At 67.4% G+C, this 17,647-nt stretch carries 15 protein-coding genes; 10 read left to right on the forward strand and 5 right to left on the reverse strand.

Going from position 1 to position 17,647, the window contains the following annotated elements; genetic code table 11:
- Positions 1 to 85: 85 nt before the first annotated feature.
- On the reverse strand, positions 86 to 700 hold the full coding sequence (locus BKH28_RS11795; protein WP_256695925.1) for a polysaccharide deacetylase family protein: 615 nt from the start codon (positions 698 to 700) through the stop codon (positions 86 to 88).
- A 431-nt stretch (positions 701 to 1,131) separates the two neighbouring features.
- On the opposite strand from BKH28_RS11795, the gene BKH28_RS11800 reads away from it, so the two are divergent.
- From BKH28_RS11800 to BKH28_RS11810, 3 genes are all read left to right on the forward strand, one after another.
- A complete protein-coding gene (locus BKH28_RS11800; protein ID WP_075419063.1) occupies positions 1,132 to 2,766 on the forward strand; it encodes a ribonuclease J in 1,635 nt (544 codons plus the stop codon).
- A gap of 18 nt (positions 2,767 to 2,784) precedes the next feature.
- Positions 2,785 to 3,720: a PfkB family carbohydrate kinase gene (locus BKH28_RS11805; RefSeq protein ID WP_075418986.1), complete on the forward strand. Its 936-nt coding sequence runs from the start codon at positions 2,785 to 2,787 to the stop codon at positions 3,718 to 3,720.
- 144 nt (positions 3,721 to 3,864) lie between these two features.
- A complete protein-coding gene (locus BKH28_RS11810) occupies positions 3,865 to 6,777 on the forward strand; it encodes an FtsK/SpoIIIE family DNA translocase (RefSeq protein WP_075418987.1) in 2,913 nt (970 codons plus the stop codon).
- Here BKH28_RS11810 and BKH28_RS11815 read toward each other — a convergent pair.
- Entirely contained in the window at positions 6,766 to 8,166 is a 1,401-nt protein-coding gene (locus tag BKH28_RS11815) for a CapA family protein (RefSeq protein WP_075418988.1), read from the reverse strand. The genes BKH28_RS11810 and BKH28_RS11815 overlap by 12 nt on opposite strands.
- A gap of 243 nt (positions 8,167 to 8,409) precedes the next feature.
- Here BKH28_RS11815 and pgsA point away from each other — a divergent pair, with 243 nt between their 5' ends.
- The 7 genes from pgsA to BKH28_RS11850 all read left to right on the forward strand — a co-directional run bounded on the left by pgsA (position 8,410) and on the right by BKH28_RS11850 (position 14,290).
- Positions 8,410 to 9,030, forward strand: a complete 621-nt coding sequence (gene pgsA / locus BKH28_RS11820; RefSeq protein ID WP_143224144.1) for a CDP-diacylglycerol--glycerol-3-phosphate 3-phosphatidyltransferase — start codon at positions 8,410 to 8,412, stop codon at positions 9,028 to 9,030.
- Between the two features lie 19 nt (positions 9,031 to 9,049).
- Positions 9,050 to 9,574 (forward strand): CinA family protein, encoded by a 525-nt coding sequence (locus BKH28_RS11825; protein ID WP_075419065.1) that lies wholly within the window; start codon positions 9,050 to 9,052, stop codon positions 9,572 to 9,574.
- A gap of 161 nt (positions 9,575 to 9,735) precedes the next feature.
- Positions 9,736 to 10,146: a helix-turn-helix domain-containing protein gene (locus BKH28_RS11830; RefSeq protein WP_004565236.1), complete on the forward strand. Its 411-nt coding sequence runs from the start codon at positions 9,736 to 9,738 to the stop codon at positions 10,144 to 10,146.
- Between the two features lie 130 nt (positions 10,147 to 10,276).
- Positions 10,277 to 10,495: a DUF3046 domain-containing protein gene (locus BKH28_RS11835; RefSeq protein ID WP_075419066.1), complete on the forward strand. Its 219-nt coding sequence runs from the start codon at positions 10,277 to 10,279 to the stop codon at positions 10,493 to 10,495.
- Between the two features lie 266 nt (positions 10,496 to 10,761).
- The gene (gene recA, locus BKH28_RS11840; RefSeq protein WP_075418989.1) at positions 10,762 to 12,003 is read left to right on the forward strand and encodes a recombinase RecA; all 1,242 of its coding nucleotides are present in this window, start codon (positions 10,762 to 10,764) and stop codon (positions 12,001 to 12,003) included.
- Positions 12,003 to 12,500 (forward strand): regulatory protein RecX, encoded by a 498-nt coding sequence (locus BKH28_RS11845; RefSeq protein ID WP_075418990.1) that lies wholly within the window; start codon positions 12,003 to 12,005, stop codon positions 12,498 to 12,500. The genes recA and BKH28_RS11845 overlap by 1 nt, the downstream gene beginning before the upstream one ends.
- A 62-nt stretch (positions 12,501 to 12,562) precedes the next feature.
- Complete coding sequence (locus BKH28_RS11850; RefSeq protein ID WP_075418991.1) at positions 12,563 to 14,290, forward strand: formate--tetrahydrofolate ligase; 1,728 nt, start codon at positions 12,563 to 12,565, stop codon at positions 14,288 to 14,290.
- 67 nt (positions 14,291 to 14,357) lie between these two features.
- On the opposite strand, the gene BKH28_RS11855 is transcribed toward BKH28_RS11850, so the two are convergent.
- From BKH28_RS11855 to BKH28_RS11865, 3 genes are read right to left on the reverse strand one after another with little or no spacing between them, the layout of a single operon-like run.
- Positions 14,358 to 15,752 carry an ABC transporter substrate-binding protein gene (locus tag BKH28_RS11855; protein ID WP_075418992.1) on the reverse strand — a complete coding sequence of 465 codons (1,395 nt, stop codon included), beginning with the start codon at positions 15,750 to 15,752 and terminating at the stop codon, positions 14,358 to 14,360.
- An 8-nt stretch (positions 15,753 to 15,760) separates the two neighbouring features.
- Positions 15,761 to 16,714 carry a carbohydrate ABC transporter permease gene (locus BKH28_RS11860; RefSeq protein ID WP_075418993.1) on the reverse strand — a complete coding sequence of 318 codons (954 nt, stop codon included), beginning with the start codon at positions 16,712 to 16,714 and terminating at the stop codon, positions 15,761 to 15,763.
- 12 nt (positions 16,715 to 16,726) lie between these two features.
- Complete coding sequence (locus tag BKH28_RS11865) at positions 16,727 to 17,638, reverse strand: carbohydrate ABC transporter permease (RefSeq protein WP_075418994.1); 912 nt, start codon at positions 17,636 to 17,638, stop codon at positions 16,727 to 16,729.
- Positions 17,639 to 17,647: the final 9 nt, after the last annotated feature.

The raw sequence follows: 17,647 nt of genomic DNA on the forward strand, positions 1-17,647 counted from the left end.
CGAATCCGGCTGGGGGTACGAGGGCGAGGCGCCTGCTCCACCGCATGGTGGAGCAGGCGCCTCGTGTTTTAGCGATGAGACCCGCTTATGCGGGTGACTGGAGCTCAGCTGCCTGTGGCGCGGAGGCCAGTAGGTCGCTGCCCGTTGTGACGGTGAGTCCTCGCTCCAGCAGTGAGCGCACGGCCCCCTCCAGGGCGGAGAACAGGGCCTCGGAGGGCTGCGTGCGCCCGTCGTGGCACAGCACCACCGATCCAGCGCCGGCAACGTCCTTGACGGCGCCGGCCGCCAACGCCGATGGCGTGTGAACGCTCCACAGCAACAGGTCCATCCTCCTCTGCGCGGCAATCATCATGGCCGGTGCGTCAACTCGGCCGTAAGGGGGCCGCCACAGGCGTGGAGAGGGTGCTCCGGCCGCCATGATCGCCTCGCACGTCCGGCTCACCGAGTCGTTCAGCTCCGAGAAGCTCACACCGTAGACGTCGGTGTGCACCCAGTTGTGGACCGCGACCTCATGCCCCTCGGCGACCTCCCGCGCGATCAGCTCGGGATGGGCCTTCACCGCTGATCCCAGAACGAAGAAGGTTGCCCGTACGTGCAACCTCGCCAGCATGTCGAGCACACGTGGAGTCCAACGAGGGTCTGGCCCGTCGTCGAAGGTCAGCGCCAGCTTTCCGGACTCCCCTCCGGTCTGAAACACCACCCGTGTCCCGAGCGCGCTGCCGGGGGCCGCGGGGCGAGGGGCCGTTCTTGCCGTGGGAGAGAGTCGGGTGTCATGCCAGTGAGTGGCTTCTGCGCCGGCGCCCGCGCCAAGGATGGCCGCCGTCGTTGCCAGGGCGGCCCTCCCCAGGAGGCCCCGCCGGCTCTTCTTGGCGGTGAGAGTCAACCGTGGCTCGAATGACGGAGGGGTTGTGGGGTTCCTGACGCGATCATCCGGCAGGCTCTTGGTTGTCACCGGTACATCGTAGAGCGATCCCGACAGGCCTCCGCGCCACTGGTCAGAACGTTGCGGAACCGCGACGGAATCGAACTGGATCGCACCGTATCAATCGATAATCAGAGCATCCTCGGTAGGATGCCCGCGTGACGAACTTTCCCGCGCTGAAGACCCCCGGCCCCCTCGCTGATGGCGCCATGCGCATCACTCCCCTGGGGGGCCTGGGTGAGGTCGGCCGTAACATGACCGTCTTCGAGCTGGACGGCAAGCTGCTCATCGTCGACTGCGGTGTGCTCTTCCCCGAGGAGGATCAGCCGGGCGTCGACCTCATCCTTCCCGACTTCTCCTCCATCGAGCACCGTATCGACGACGTCGTCGCCCTGGTCCTGACCCACGGGCACGAGGACCACATCGGGGGCGTGCCGTACCTGCTGCGGCTGCGTGAGGACATCCCCCTGGTGGGAAGTGAGCTCACTCTGGCCTTCGTGGAGGCCAAGCTCAAGGAGCACCGTATTCGCCCGGTGCTGCGCCAGGTCATTGAGCATGAGGAGGTCTCCTACGCCCCCTTCGACCTGGAGTTCGTGGCCGTCAACCACTCCATCCCCGACGCCATGGCCGTCATGATCCGGACCGATGCCGGCAACGTCCTGGCCACCGGTGACTTCAAGATGGACTCCCTGCCCATCGACGGGCGCATCACGGACCTGCGCTCCTTCGCCCGCTTCGGTGAGGAGGGCGTCGACCTGTTCTGCGTGGACTCCACGAACGCCGAGGTCCCCGGCATGGTCGGCCATGAGGGCGAGATCGGCCAGGTCCTGGACAATGTCTTCGCCGACTCCGACGGGCAGATCGTCGTGGCATCCTTCGCCAGCCACGTCCACCGGGTCCAGCAGGTCCTCGACGCGGCCGCCCTGCACGGCAGGCGGGTCGCCCTCGTGGGGCGCTCCATGGTTCGCAACATGGGTATCGCCTCCGAGCGTGGCTACCTCAAGGTCCCCGCCGGCGTCCTCATCGATGCCCGCGACATCACCTCACTGCCCCCGCACGAGAGAGTCCTCATGGTCACCGGCTCGCAGGGTGAGCCGATGGCGGCCTTGTCCCGGATGGCCCACTCCGAGCACCGCAGCGTCACCATTGAGCCCGGCGACACCGTCATCTTCGCCTCCTCCCTCATCCCCGGCAACGAGAACTCCGTCTTCCGGGTCATCAACCAGCTCATGCGTCTGGGCGCGCGCGTGGTCCATCAGGGCAATGCCAAGGTCCACGTCTCCGGACACGCCTCGTCCGAGGAGCTGCTTCACGTCTACAACATCGTCCAGCCCCGCAACGTCATGCCCATTCACGGTGAGATCCGTCATCTGGTGGCCAACGGTGGGCTCGCCGTCAAGACAGGAATCGCCCCTGAGCGGGTCATGCTGTGCGAGGACGGCGTGGCCGTCGACCTGGACGGGGGAGTGGCCCGCATCGCCGGCCAGGTGCCCTGCGGCTACATCTACGTCGACGGCTCCTCAGTGGGGGAGATCGATGAGGCCGAGCTCAAGGACCGCCGCATCCTGGCGGAGGAGGGCTTCGTCTCCGTCTATGCCGTGGTGGAGACCACAACCGGGACGATCCTGGCCGGTCCTCACATCCAGGCGCGGGGCGTGGCCGAGGACGACTCGGTCTTCGAGGAGATCCTTCCCGATGTGACCGAGGCCCTGTCCGCCGCGCTGGAGACCGGGAAGGCGGACGCCTACTCCCTCCAGCAGGTCATGCGCCGCACCCTGGGACGCTGGATCGGGCGCCGTCTCAGGCGCCGTCCCATGATCGTCCCGGTCGTCGTCGAGGCATAGCAGGAGGGTGCTTACTGCATGACTCTGTTCCGGCCCGCGTGCTTCATATCCACAGGATCCATCCTCATCGACATCCCCCTCCACGTCAGCCGTGTGCCGACGCCGGGAGGGGCGATCACCGGGGCGTCGTCAGGTCCGGTCGTCGGTGGTGGGTACACCGTGGTCTCGGCCGCGGCCCGGCAGGGCGTCCCCACTGCCTTGGCCGCGACCCTGGGAACCGGTCCCAACTCCGCGCGGGTACGTGAGTCGATGCACCTGGACCGGGTCGAGCTGCTCGTCGAGGAGCTTGTCGGGGACATCGGCACCTGCACCGCTCTTATCGAGCCCTCCGGCCGACGTACCTTCATCACCACCGCGGGCGTCGAGGGAGAGCCCCAGCGCGAGGACCTCGAGAGCATCGACCTGAGAGCCGGGGACTGGGTCTACGCCACCGGTTATGACCTCGCCCACCACACGAGCCGCGGCATCCTGGTCGACTGGCTCCTGTCGATCCCCGACGGCGTCGGGCTGGTGATCGACCTTGGCCCGGTCCAGCCCGATATCCCTGACCAGGTGCTTCTGCCACTGCTGGCTCGAGCGACGATGCTGACCGGGAACGACCTGGAGATGAGCCGGCTCGAGGAGCGCCTGGGCGGTACGAACGCCATTCGAGAGGCCTGTCCGCAAGCGCTGATCGTCCATCGTACCGGCGTCCACGGCTGCGTTCTCCACCCGGTGGGCGGCGAGGCGATCGAGGTCCCCGGTTTCGTGCGTGAGGTCGTGGACACGACGGGTGCGGGAGACACGCATACCGGTGTCCTGGTCGCCGGCCTTCTTGACGGGCTCGACGTTGTTGAGGCGGCCAGGCGTGCCAATGCGGCCGCAGCCCACGCCGTTGCGTGCGCCGGCCCGGCCCAGGCGCCGCTGCGTGAGACGATCGATGAGTTCCTCCGGGCCGGTGACGAGAGGCCCTGAGAGGTCCTGGGCCGCGGCAGTCCCTCTCGCCACGGGATGAGCCCCTCATCGAGCTACGGCACCAAGAAGGTGACGTGTCTCCGGCCGGCGCAGGCGGCGTGGCAAGGCCGTTGAGAGCAAGAATCCGATAGTTTCTAGAGCATCATGGCCAATCGTCGCACCACGAGAACATCTGCGCCTTCGTCGGGAACCGGCAGAGGGCGTAATCGAGGTGGCTCCGCCCCAGGGGCCGCTCCCTTCGCTGCGCCCGGTACGGGCCCCTCCGGTGGGCGTTACCGCCGTACCGGCTGGGCCTTCCTCATCCTGGCCCTCGCTGCGGTTCTGGCGCTGCGCGAGTGGTTCGGGATCTCCGGGGCCGCAGGTGATCTCCTGCACCACATCGCTGCGGGTCCCGTTGGTGTCCTGGGCATCTTCGTGCCCCCGCTCCTGGCGGCGCTGGGGGTCGCCATGCTCCGGGTCCACAGCCTGGGTGCGGTGCACGCGCGGGTCTCCGTGGGCTGCCTGGGACTGCTGACGGCTCTGACCGGAATGATCCAGGTCGGCAGCGGCAACCCGGTCCTCAGGGGCAATATCGGCGGCCTGGAGAGCGCCGGAGGACTGTTGGGGTGGCTGGTGGGCTACCCCCTGGCGGCGCTGTTCTCCTCCGTGGGGGCCTTCATCCTGTTCATCCTCCTGACTGTGTTCTCCGCCCTGGTCATGTCCGGCAAGACCGTTGCCGAGATCCGCGAGCTGCTGGAGCAGTACCGGACCGCGGACGGTGACGAGGCATCCCACGGCGCCGGTGGTTCCGGTGACTCCCTGGCCCGGCGCCTGCTCGGACGGGCGCGTGGAGGCTCCGGGCGCACCGGTGCCTCGGGAGGCGATCCGGATCAGACGGCGCTCCTGGACTCCTACGACGGCGACGAGCCCTTCCGCTCCGCCCTGGAGGTGGAGGAGTCGGCCTCCCGCAAGCGGGGCAGTGGCCGGCGTAAGCGCTCGGCTGACCGAGAGGCCCAGCAGACGGCGATCACCGATCTCTTCGAACCGGGCGGCGATCCCGACGGCCACTCGGAGAATGCCGCCTTCGTCGTCCCGGACATGGGTGAGGAGAGCGACGCCGTTGCCTCCTCGGCACCCTCGGCCGCCTCTCCTACCCGGACCAGGCCGGCCGGCCCGACAGGTGGCCCCGCGGTGGCCGGCTCGGCCGCTGGGGGACAGCGCAAGTCCTCATCGCCCAAGCGCTCTGCCCCGCAGTCGCCGTCCGGCTTCGACGCCGTCACCGAGGAGACCCCCGCGGCCCCGCTCGATGAGCCCGACCTCGCCGACCAGATCGCCATGAGCGACCTGAGCAACATGGCCCTGCCCGACGGCTCGACCTACACCCTGCCCGAGGACGCGCTGCTCGGCCCCGGCCCGGGGCACTCCACCCGCACCCCCGCCAACGACGCCATCGTCGAGGCGCTGCAGAACGTCTTCTCCGAGTTCAACGTGGACGCCACGGTCACCGGCTACACACGCGGTCCTCAGGTCACCCGCTACGAGGTCCACCGGGGCCGGGGGGTCAACGTCTCCCGTATCACGGGGCTGGAGAAGAACATCGCCTATGCGGTGGCCTCCGACGAGATCCGTCTGCTGACCCCCATTCCGGGCAAGAGCGCCATCGGCATCGAGATCCCCAACAGCGACCGGGAGATGGTCAAGCTCGGTGACGTTCTGCGCTCCCAGGCCGCGCGCAAGCAGGCGCACCCGCTGGTGGTCGGGCTGGGCAAGAACGTGGAGGGCGACTACGTCGTCACCAACCTGGCCAAGACCCCGCACCTGCTGGTGGCCGGCCAGACCGGTTCGGGTAAGTCCTCCTTCGTCAACTCGATGATCACATCGATCATGATGCGTGCCACGCCCGAGGAGGTGCGCATGGTGCTGGTGGACCCCAAGCGGGTGGAGCTGACCATCTACGAGGGCATCCCGCACCTCATCACCCCGATCATCACCTCCCCGAAGAAGGCGGCCGAGGCCCTGGAGTGGGTGGTGCGGGAGATGGATGCCCGCTACGACGACCTGGCCTCCTTCGGCTTCAAGCACATCGACGACTTCAACAAGGCGGTGCGCGCCGGAGAGGTCCAGCCCCTGCCGGGCTCCCAGCGGGAGCTGAGCCCCTACCCCTACCTCCTGGTCGTCGTCGACGAGCTCGCCGATCTCATGATGACCGCCCCCAAGGACGTGGAGGCATCCATCCAGCGCATCACCCAGCTGGCCCGTGCCGCCGGGATCCACCTGGTCCTGGCCACCCAGAGACCCGTCGCCCAGGTGGTCACCGGCCTCATCAAGTCCAACGTGCCCTCGCGCCTGGCCTTCGCCACGGCCTCGCAGCTGGACTCCCGGGTCATCCTCGACCAGAACGGTGCCGAGACGCTCACCGGCCAGGGCGATGCCCTCTACCTGGGACCGGGCGCCTCGACGCCGGTGCGCATCCAGGGCTCCTGGGTCACCGAGTCCGAGATCCGCTCCGTCGTCGAGCACGTCAAGTCCCAGCTGACGCCCGAGTACCGCGAGGATGTCGTCGTCCCGGAGGTCAAGAAGCAGATCGACGAGGAGATCGGCGACGACATGGACCTGCTCCTGCAGGCCGCCGAGCTCATCATCTCCAGTCAGTTCGGCTCCACCTCCATGCTCCAGCGCAAGCTGCGTGTCGGCTTCGCCAAGGCCGGACGTCTCATGGACCTGCTGGAGTCCCGCGAGGTCGTCGGCCCCTCTGAGGGCTCCAAGGCCCGCGACGTCCTCGTCCAACCTGAGCAGCTCGAGGAGACCCTGGCCTGGATCAAGGGTGAGGGCGGTGCGCCCGGAAGCGCTGAGACTCCCGAGAGCTCTGATGGTTCTCAGGGCGAGCCCGGCTCCGACGTCCCGTCGGCTCCGGCTTCGGGTGACCCTCGTACCGCGGTCATGCCGGCGAACCGTTACAGCACGGATCCGTTGGAGGTCGCCTCGAGCCTGCCGGAGTCGGAGTCCTGGGACGATACGTCCGCCGAGGAGGACTCCGAGGACGCCTGGTCACTCACTGGCCGCGGCTCATCGTGGTGATGAGGAGGCCGCTGCCGTGCCCGGAGGGTCCAGGCGCGCTCCCGCTCGTTTGATGACCTCTTCCCGACTGAGGATCTTCGGGGCCGGTCCGGTGGATTTCGGTGGTGTGGTGGACATGGTCGAGGCGTCCTTGACGTCTGAGGTGAGCATGCTCCAGCGCCGATCGATCTCCTCCTTGCCCAGACCCAGGCCGGCAGGACGCTCACCGTTGTGCAGGGCCGCCAGGTCTCTGACCTTGTAGCCGCCCTCCTGATCCATCGTGAACGGGTGCCAGTTCAGCTTGTCCACGCTCACCGAGCCGTCGGCGTGGGAAGTGATGTCGCCCCAGACCAGCTGACCGACGTCGGACAGCGGAGCGCAGCACCCTTCGTCCTGGTTGGAGATGTAGTTGCCGGCCGAGTACGACACCCACATCCCCTTGCCCTCGACTCCTCCGGAGAGCTTCTCGGCGGGCTGAGGCACATGCGGATGAGCACCGAAGAGGATGTCGACCTGCCCGCTGTCGGCGAGAGACCGGGCGTAGGAGACCTGATCGTTATCGGGCGTGGTCTCGTACTCCTGACCGATCTGGGAGTGGACGACGACAAGGTCGGCACCCGCCGCACGGGCTGACTTCGCTGCCTTCGTGATGGCGCCGACGTCGTTGAGCGACACCGAGTGTCCGGTGGGATCGTCGAGGCCGTTGAGGTCCTTGGTCGTGGAGATCTGGGCCACGGTCACTGTGCGCCCTCCCCGTGCGAGCTCGTAGAGTGCGAAGGGCACGGAAGCGTCCTCCTTGCTCCGGTAGGTGCCCGCGTGCCCCATCCCGTGAGCGTCCAGGGCGTCCAGGGTGGCGATGACTCCGGCCTCACCCCGGTCGGCGGCGTGGTTGGAGGCGGTCGCGCAGCCGTCCCACCCGGATCTGGCCAAGGCGCCGACGACCTCGGAAGAGGTGCCGAAGGAGGGATAGCCCGAGTAAATCCCGTCCGGAGCGACGGGAACCTCCATGCCGCACAGGGCCAGATCCAGGCCCTCGACCCAGGGGGTCTCAGCGGCAACGTTGTCGGTGATGTCCCCTGAGGCTCCCGGAGTGGATTCCATCACCGGCATGTGCATGAGGACGTCCCCGGCGTAACCCACGGTGAAGTGCACGTCCTGCGAGCCGCTGGTGCCGGTGGAGCCGGACGGAGCCGGAGACTGAGTCGGCAGAGACTGATCCGAGCTCGTCGAGCAGCCGCTCAGCACGACGGACGTGGTGAGAACGGCGGCGGTGAGGAGGAGCGGACCTCGTGGCCGGTGGGCGACACGTGCGGTACGCGGCGAGTCACGTGGCTCCCCGGAGGCGCGGTGCCGGGGAGCCACGTTGTCGGAAGCTGCCAAAGATGGTGAGAGAAGCATGGAGGGAAGCATGATGGTAATGAATGTAAGAACTGAACCTTAACAGCATGTGCGCGGCCCGTGCTCTTCTCAGCGGCATGAGGCAGAAGTGCGGAAATGCCGGAGAACCGTGGGTGACTACCGAGCCCCTGTTGCACATCGCATGCGGCGGCGTCAGGGCGCGCACGGTGGCGGCATGCGGATGCGACGTTGTCCGAGAAGATGGATCGAGGTTTCTCCGTCGGCCAGAGGCCGTGCACGACTAGGCTGACCTTGATGAACGCCCCGACCGCCCCGGACGGCGCCGCGCAGTCAGAGCAGGCGCCGCTGCTCAACGTCGCCAACGCACTGACGGTGCTGCGCCTGCTGCTCGTTCCCGTTTTCATCTGGCTCTCCCTGCTGCCGGGGGACAGAGCCGGGCTCGCCGCGGTCGTGGTCTTCGTCGTGGCGGCCTTCACGGACCGTCTTGACGGTCAGCTGGCGCGCTCGCGGGGGCTGGTGACCTCCTTCGGCAAGATCGCCGATCCCATCGCGGACAAGGCGCTGACCCTGTCCGCCTTCGTCCTGCTGAGCGTCAACCACCGACTGTGGTGGTGGGTCACCATCCTCATCGTCGTGCGCGAGCTCGGCATCACGGTCATGCGTTTCTTCATGCTGCGCCGCGCCGTGATGGCGGCATCGCGCGGCGGCAAGATCAAGACGACCCTTCAGATGGTGGGGCTGGTCGGGCTGCTCACGCCTTGGTCCACGCTGCTGCCCGCGGGCCTGGCCGCGTTCCTGACCAAGGCGGCCTATGTCGTCGTGGCTGCAGCGCTCATCGTCACGGTGGTGACCGGCCTGGACTATGTCCGCGAGGCGATGCGGTTGAGCCGCCAGAATGGATCGAGTGGCCAGTGACCGTCCCGAGGCGGAAGCCATGGTGATCGAGGGTGCGCGCGACGTCGAGGACTGCACCCGCGTCGCGACCTCCCTCCTGCGCGCCGCCGCGGAGCTCGGGGTGACTCTGGCGATCGCTGAGTCGCTGACGGGCGGGCAGGTCTCCTCCAGCCTGGTGGAGGTTCCCGGTGCCTCACGTGTGCTCGTGGGAGCGGTCGTCGCCTACGCCACCCGGATCAAGGCGCAGGTCCTCGGGGTCGATGCCGCGCACCTGGAGCGGACCGGGCCGGTGGACCGCGATGTCGCCCTGCAGATGGCGCACGGCGTGCGCCGGCTCCTCGGGGCCGATCTGGGGCTGGCGACCACCGGGGTGGCTGGGCCGGGGACGGCCGACGGTCATTCGGCGGGAACGGTCCATATAGCCGTCGTCGGTCCGTGGGGTGAGGAGCATCGCGAGCTGCACCTGAGCGGTGACCGCTCGCAGATCCGGCGCGCCACCGTGATGGAGGTGTTCGAGCTGGCCATCGGTTTTCTGCGGGAAGAAGGTCGTGGGAGACGGCTCTGAGTGCTTCTCATCGACGACTGACCAACTACAGACCACAGACTAAGACGTATTTCAGATTTCTCTCAGGAATGCCGGTAGAGTGGTTCTCAACGTCACCGGAGCCGGAGAGCTGGCCTCGCGTGGCGGGAATGAATCCACGACGTGAATGGTTGTGCTAGACGATGAACAACACGACTCACCCCCGCACCACTCGCCCGATCAACAACCGGATGCCGATGCGCCAGGGACCCGGGGCAGGGTACGGTGTGTCCGTGGACACCCCGAAGCACGAGAATGTCGTTCTGCGCCGCGAGATCGGAGAAGTCCTGCGTGGCGTCCGACAGCACCAGGGGCGTACGCTGCGCGAGGTCTCCTCGCAGGCCCGCGTCTCCCTGGGGTACCTCTCCGAGGTCGAGCGCGGCCAGAAGGAGGCATCCTCCGAGCTGCTCGCCTCCATCTGCCAGGCGCTTGACGCCCCCCTGTCCATGGTGCTGCGTGAGGTCTCCGACCGCATCGCCCTGACCGAAGGCGTCATGATTCCGGACACAGTTCCCGATGAGCTCGTGCGTCAGCAGGGGGTTGCCCTGCGGTGACCATCCGCTGACGCCCTCAGCGCGGTGCTCTCACGGCGCCTGAGGTCGTTACCAGTGAGCCGACCTTCCCGGCGGTGGGGCCACGATCAGTGGACTCGCCGCCGGGTTGCCTGTTGAGGAAGGGGGAGTGGTGAAGCACTCGGAGTTCTGGAACGCCGTCGAGACGGTCTTCGGTCCGGCCTATGGCCGATCGCTGGCACAGGACCTGGTTCTTCCGGGACTGGGCGTGACCTGCGTGCAGGCGCTCGACGACGGTGTGGCGCCGGAACGGGTCTGGGGCCTTCTGTGCGACGAGACCGAGCGCTCGGATGCCGAGCGTTGGATCTTCCGCTCTGATCCCCGTCGATGAGCTCGGGTGACGGTGAGGGCGGTGAGGTGGAGCTCGGGGGCGCCGACACGCGCGTGACGATGATGTCATGATCGAACAGGTGTTCGGGTACTGTTCTCCACGAACGACGACGACGCCCCTTGAGTCCACAGGGCTGATGAGGGGCGGAGATAGATGTCAGTGGTCAGGCATACCGTCGTTGGTGAGCCCCGGAGAGGGGACCTCGCCGAAGTTGACCAGCCATGCCCGCCGCGGCTGCGCGCCGCCCTGAGAACCGAGGTAGAACAATGCCTGCTGCCAGCCAGACCCAGGACCGCTCCAAGGCCCTGGCCACAGCCCTCGCCCAGATCGACAAGAGCTTCGGTAAGGGATCCGTCATGCGCCTGGGGGACGACACCCGTCCTCCGGTCTCCGTCATCCCGACGGGATCGGTTGCCCTCGACGTGGCTCTGGGAGTCGGGGGACTCCCGAGGGGACGCATCATCGAGGTCTACGGGCCGGAGTCCTCCGGAAAGACCACCGTTGCCCTGCACGCCGTGGCCAGTGCGCAGCGGGCCGGCGGGAACGCGGCCTTCATCGACGCCGAGCACGCCCTCGACCCGGTCTACGCCAAAGCCCTGGGCGTCGACATCGACAACCTCCTGGTCTCACAGCCGGACACCGGGGAGCAGGCCCTGGAGATCACCGACATGCTGGTGCGCTCGGGCGGTCTGGACATCATCGTCATCGACTCCGTGGCGGCCCTGGTCCCCAAGGCCGAGATCGAGGGGGAGATGGGGGACTCTCACGTCGGTCTCCAGGCCCGCCTCATGAGCCAGGCGCTGCGTAAGATCACCGGTGCACTGTCCTCCACCGGCACCACCGCCATCTTCATCAACCAGCTGCGTGAGAAGATCGGTGTGTTCTTCGGCAACCCGGAGACCACCACCGGTGGGAAGGCCCTGAAGTTCTACGCCTCCGTACGCCTGGACGTGCGCCGCATCGGCGGGCTCAAGGACGGTGACCAGCCCGTGGGCAACCGCACCCGGGTCAAGGTCGTCAAGAACAAGATGGCGCCGCCCTTCAAGCAGGCCGAGTTCGACATCCTCTACGGCCAGGGCATCTCCCGTGAGGGCAGCCTGCTGGACCTGGGCGTGGACAACGGCGTGGTGCGCAAGTCGGGGGCCTGGTTCACCTACGGGGAGGACCAGCTCGGTCAGGGCAAGGAGAACGCCCGCAACTTCCTCAAGGACAACCCGCAGCTGGCCGCCGAGATCGAGGAGAAGATCCTCGCGGCCCTGGGGATCGGCGAACCCGGCCGCAAGGCCCGCGAGGCTGAGGAGATGGCCGCCGCCGAGGCGGCTGTGGCTGCAGCCGCCGTCCCGGTGGACAGCGGGGACACTGCCGCCACGAGCGCGGTCAAGAACGCCCGGGGGCGAGGGAAGAAGACCACCGCCGCCGCTAAGGCGTCCAAGAGCGTGAAGACGCCCAAGGAGGCGTCGTCGGATGAGCCGGACACCATCTTCGGTGAGGACGCCGGCGGGTTCTGATGCCCTGGCTCATCCCTGACGCCCACGCGCAGGCGGTCGAGGCGGCGCGGGAGATCGTCCTGCGCCGCCTCGACCGCAGTGCGGCTCCTCGTGCGGCCCTGGAGGAACTGCTCGAGCGCAAGGAGGTGGACCCCCGTGTGGCCGCCGAGGTCCTCGACCGTCTGGAGGCGGCCGGGGTCATTGATGACACCGCCTATGCGGCCCGCCTGGCGCGCACCCGCTTCGCGGAGAAGGGGGCGGCCAGACGAGCCATCGCCGAGGAGCTGCGGCGCAAGGGACTGGGTGAGCGGGACGTCACCGCTGCCCTCGGGCAGATCAACTCCGACGACGAGGACGCGGCGGCGCTGGCGCTGGCTCGCAAGAAGCTGTCCGCCACTCGCCACCTGCCCTGGGAGGTGCGCCGGCGCCGCACCGCGGCCGTGCTGGGGCGCAAGGGCTACAGCCGGGAAGTGACCATGCGGGCCATTGCTGCCGCTCATGCCGAGGAACCGGACTGAGAATCGGGTCTGTTCGGGCCTCGAGAAGCCCGAGGCTCTCTCCGGCCGACTAGGCTTGTCCCATGACCCAGGTGATTCCGGCTACTGGCGGCCCCCACGCCCCGGTTGACCTCCAAACGTTGGCGGCCTCAGCGGGAATCGCCGCCGAGCACGTCATTCCCCACGGCCGTGATGTGGCCAAGATCGACCTGCGCGTACTGGAATCCAGCAAGCGCGTGAGCAGCAGCGGTGCGAGTACCGCCCACTACGTCGTCGTCACTGCGATCACACCGACGCCTTTCGGCGAGGGCAAGACGACCACGGCCATCGGACTGGCCCAGGGGCTCACCCGTCTGGGAGAGCAGGCCGTCCTCACCCTGCGCCAGTCGGCCATGGGACCCACCTTCGGCATCAAGGGCGGAGCCGGAGGCTCCGGGGGCGCCCGCATCCTGCCGGCTGAACGGATGAACCTGCACCTGACCGGCGACTTCCACGCCATCACCGCCGCCCACAACCTCCTGTCGGCGATGATCGACAACCACCTGCACCACGGCAATGAGCTCGACATCGACGAGCGCACCATCACCTGGCCCCGGGTCCTGGACGTCAACGACCGCGCCCTGCGCCATATCGTGACCGGCCTGGGGACAAAAGTCGACGGTGTCACCCGGCAGGCCTCCTTCGACATCACCCCGGCCAGCGAGCTCATGGTCATCATGTCTCTGGCTGTGGACCTGGCCGACCTGCGCAATCGCCTGGGGCGCATCGTCATCGGCCGCAATCGCAGTGGGGAGTGGATCAGTGCCGAGGACCTCAAGGCAGCAGGGGCCATGTGCGCCGTCCTGCGCGACGCGCTCGAGCCCAACCTCCTGCGCACCGGTGAGGGCACGCCCGTCCTGGTCCACACCGGCCCCTTCGGCAATATTGCCACCGGATGCTCCTCGGTCATCGCCGACCGCGTCGCCGCGGCAGGAGCCCGCGACGGCGGCTACATCCTCACCGAGGCCGGCTTCGGATCCGACATGGGCCTGGAGCGCTTCGTTGACCTCAAGTGCGCTGTCTCCGGTATGCACCCGAGTGCCGCCGTCGTCGTGGTCACCATCAGGGCGCTCAAGGCCCACTGCGGGCGCTACCGCCTCGTCAGCGGCAAGGACCTTCCCGAGGAGATGCTCCAGGAGAACATCGAGGACGTGCGCGCCGGCGCCGCCAACCTGCTCAAGCACCTGCAGATCGTGCGGGGCTTCGGCATCACCCCGGTCGTGGCCGTCAACGTCTTCCCCACCGACCACGACAGCGAGATCGAGGAGGTGAGGCGCATCGCCCACGACGCCGGAGCCCGGGTCGCGATCTGTCACCCCGTCACCAGGGGAGGCGAGGGGTGCCTCGACCTGGCCGGAGCCGTCGTCGAGGCCTGTCAGGAGGCGGACGAACCGGTCGCCACCCACCCTGCCTACGAGCCACAGGACGACCTGCGCACCAAGATCGCCAAGGTTGCCGACCTCTACGGCGCCGACGGCGTGGACTACACCCCCGCCGCCGGTAGGCTGCTGGACGCCTACGAGCGGGACGGCTTCGGGAACCTGCCCGTCGTCGTCGCCAAGACCCCGCTGTCCCTGTCCGCCGAGCCCGGCCGCAAGGGCGTGCCCACCGGGTGGCGCCTGCCGGTGCGCGAGGTGCGTCTGGCCGCGGGGGCCGGCTACGTCTACGCGATCTGCGGCAACCTGTCAACCATGCCGGGTCTGCCGAGCCACCCCGCCGCCGAGCGCATCGACGTCGACGTCGTCACCGGGGAGATCGTGGGGCTGCGCTGAGAAGTCACGGGCCGGGTCCGGCGATATGCCGGACCCGGCCCGTGACTGGGCAGGAGCAACCGTGCTGTCAGCTCTTCTCGTGCTTGGAGGTCTCGAAGAGGAGGTTGACCTGCTCGTTGTACTTCGTCAGCGTTGAGGCGGATACCCGGTTCGCCCACAGGTCGTCCGTCGCGGGCTTCATGATGGCGGCCACGTCTGCGCCGAAGTAGGTCAGTGGGAAGAAGAAGGTGGACTTGTCCTCCAGGTGCTGGGTGAAGGGCTTGGTGGGCAGGCCAGTTTCCTCGAAGACCTTCACTGCCTTGTCAGTGGAGGAGGCGATCGCCGGGAAGACGATTCCGTGAGAGGCCACGATGTCCTGCGCCTCGGCGGTTCCCAGGAAGGCCACCCACTTGGAGGCATTGTCGATGTTGGCCGACTGCTTGGAGATCGAGTCGCCCAGTCCGTTGAACAGGGAGACCGACTTGCCGCTGGGGCCCACTGGGTTCGCGGCGATCCCGACCTTGACGTCGAGCTTGGCGTAGGTGCTGAACATCCACGAGCCGTTGAAGCACATGGCGACCTTGCCGCTGCCGAGTTGGACGTCGGTGCTGGTCGTGGAGGAGAAGGCACCACGAGGAGGCATATAACCCTTGTCCACCAGACCGAAGTACCAGTCCATCGTGTCCTGGAAGACCTTCTCGTCGTAGCGGTAGTGGTTCCCCCACGTTTCCTTGTTCGTATAGAACCAGTCGCCGGCCGAGCCGGTGAAGGGACTCCACTGGGTCTGGCCGTCCCCGGTGCCGGCGTCCTGGATGCCCAGGCCGTAGACGGCCACGCGATTCTTATCGAAACCGGGCTCGTCACCTCGCACGCCGTTCTTGTCCACGGTCAGGCGGGCGAGGATCTTCTCGAAGGTTCCGCCGTCAGTGGGGTTCCAGGACCAACCGGCTAGATCGGCCTTGGTCAGGCCCGCCTGGGTGAGCATGTCCCGGTTGTAGAAGACCGCCACGGTGTCCCAGTCCTTGGGGCAGCCGTACTGGTGGCCGTCCTCCCCCTTCCACAGGTCGATGAGTCCCTCCTGGAAGGCGGACTCGTCGACACCGGACCAGGCGGCCTGCTTCTCCAGCGGGACCAGGACCTCCAGGTCTACGAACTGGGCGAACTTGGAGATGTGGTCGGTGAAGGCGTCCGGGCCGGTCCCGGCGATGAAACCGGCCGTCAGCTTGGTCCAGTAGTCGACCCAGGCGATCTGGGTGATATTGACCTTGATGCCGGTCTTGGCCTCGAAGGCCTTGGCGCAGGCCTCATAGGCGGGCAGCTGGCTGGCGTCCCACATCCAGTACTCGACGGCGTCGGATCCCGACTTCCTGGAGCCGCCGGAGCATGCGGCCAGGGTCAGGGCGGCCGCGCCCGAGGCCAGGCCGCATAGGAGGCTGCGGCGCGACAGTGAGGAACGAAGAGGGCTGATCGGTTGAGTCGTCATCTGGTGCCTCACTTGATTCCGGTAAAGCCGATGGAGTTGACGATGCGCCGGGCGAAGGCCATGAACAGCAGGAGCATCGGGAGGGCTGCCACCAGGGTGGCGGCCATGAGCCCGGCCCAGTCGGGACCGGTCTGCGGGGCCTGGGAGCGGAAGACCGCCAGGGCCACCGTGAGGACCCGTGAGGAGTCCGTGTAGGAGACCAGCAGGGGCCAGAAGTAGTCGTTCCAGGCCGTGATGTAGGTCAGGATCGCCAGCGTCGAGATCGGGGCCTTGGCCATGGGCAGGATGAGGGTGAAGAACACCCGTACCTTGGAGGCTCCGTCGAGCAGCGCGGCCTCCTCCAGCTCGCGCGGGATGTTCATGAAGAACTGTTTGAGGAAGAACACCGCGAAGGGCGTCATGAACATGGTCGGCAGCGCCACCCCGAGGAAGGTGTCGATGAGGTGGAGCTGCTTGACCAGCACGAAGTTGGGCAGGAGCGTGAAGATCGAGGGGACCATGAGGGCTCCCAGGAACACGGCGAAGACCGTGTCGCGTCCCTTCCAGCGCAGGCGGGAGAAGGAGTAGGCGGCCATCGCCGAGAAGAAGACCTGCCCAACGGTGACCAGTGTGGAGATGATGACCGAGTTGCGCAGGTAGAGCCAGAAGTTGATGGCTGCGCCGCTGCCGCCGTCGGCCAGGGCCTCCTCGGTGGACTGCATGCCGAAGACGCGGGCGAAGCCGCGCAGGTTGATGTCCACCGGCAGCAGGCTGGTGGGGTGGGCCGTGATGCCCGCGTTGGAGGACAGCGCCGTACGCAGGACCCAGTAGAAGGGCAGGAGCGTGAACAGCATGATGAGGATCATCGCCGCCCAGGCCAGGGCCTTGCCGACGGTGAGCCGGCGGCCGGGGGCCTCCGAGGACGCCGCAGCAGCTGCCTTGGGGGACTTTGCGGAGGACACGGATGCGGTTGTCGTTGTCATGGGTGGTCCTCCTCAGTCCAGGTCCGTCTCGCCGGCACGGGTCATGCGGTACTGCAGGATCGTGATCGCGGCCAGGACGAGCAGCAGCCCCACCGCCATGGCGGAGGCGTATCCGAACTGGAAGCGCCCGAAGGCCATGTCGTAGATGTAGTACTGCAGCACGCGGGTGGCGTTGACGGGGCCGCCCTGGGTGGCCACCGAGACGGTGTCGAAGACCTGGAAGGAGCCGATCATCGTCATGATGAGCACGAGTGCCAGGATGGGACGCAGCAGCGGGACGGTGATCCTCCAGAACATCCGCCACTCGCTGGCGCCGTCCACCTTGCCGGCCTCGTAGACCGTGCTCGGGATCGACTGCAGGCCCGCGAAGATGAGCAGGGCCGTGTAGCCCACGTGCCGCCACACGTTGATGATCGCGATGGTGGGGATGGCCATCGACGAGGAGAAGAAGTCCACGGCAGAGCCCGTCAGGGACTCCAGGAGCTGATTGGTGATACCCAACGTGTTGTCCAGGATCCACAGCCACAGCATGGCGGCGACCACGTTGGAGACCAGGTAGGGCGTCAGCACGATGGATCGTACGAAGGTGGACTGGGTCAGGCGCTGCATGAGGACGGCGATGAGGAACGCCAGGATCGTCTGCAGGCCGATATTGATGACCACGTACTCCACGGTGACGACGACGGCGTTCCAGAAGGTGTCGTCCTGAACCATGCGTTTGTAGTTGTCCAGGCCGGTGAACTCCTCGGGGGTCAGGAGGTTGTACTCGGTGAAGGACAACCAGATGCCTCGGATGAGGGGCCAGATGTAGAAGGCGACGAGGCCGATCGTCGCCGGGAGGATGAAGGCGAGGCCGAGCTTGAGGTCGGAGCGTGGCTTGCGTTGCCGACGCGATGGTCGTGCGACCAGGGTCGAGGTTGACATCGGGTCTCC

Origin of the sequence: Actinomyces oris, assembly GCF_001937665.1 — a bacterium.
GTDB classification, from domain to species: domain Bacteria; phylum Actinomycetota; class Actinomycetes; order Actinomycetales; family Actinomycetaceae; genus Actinomyces; species Actinomyces stomatis.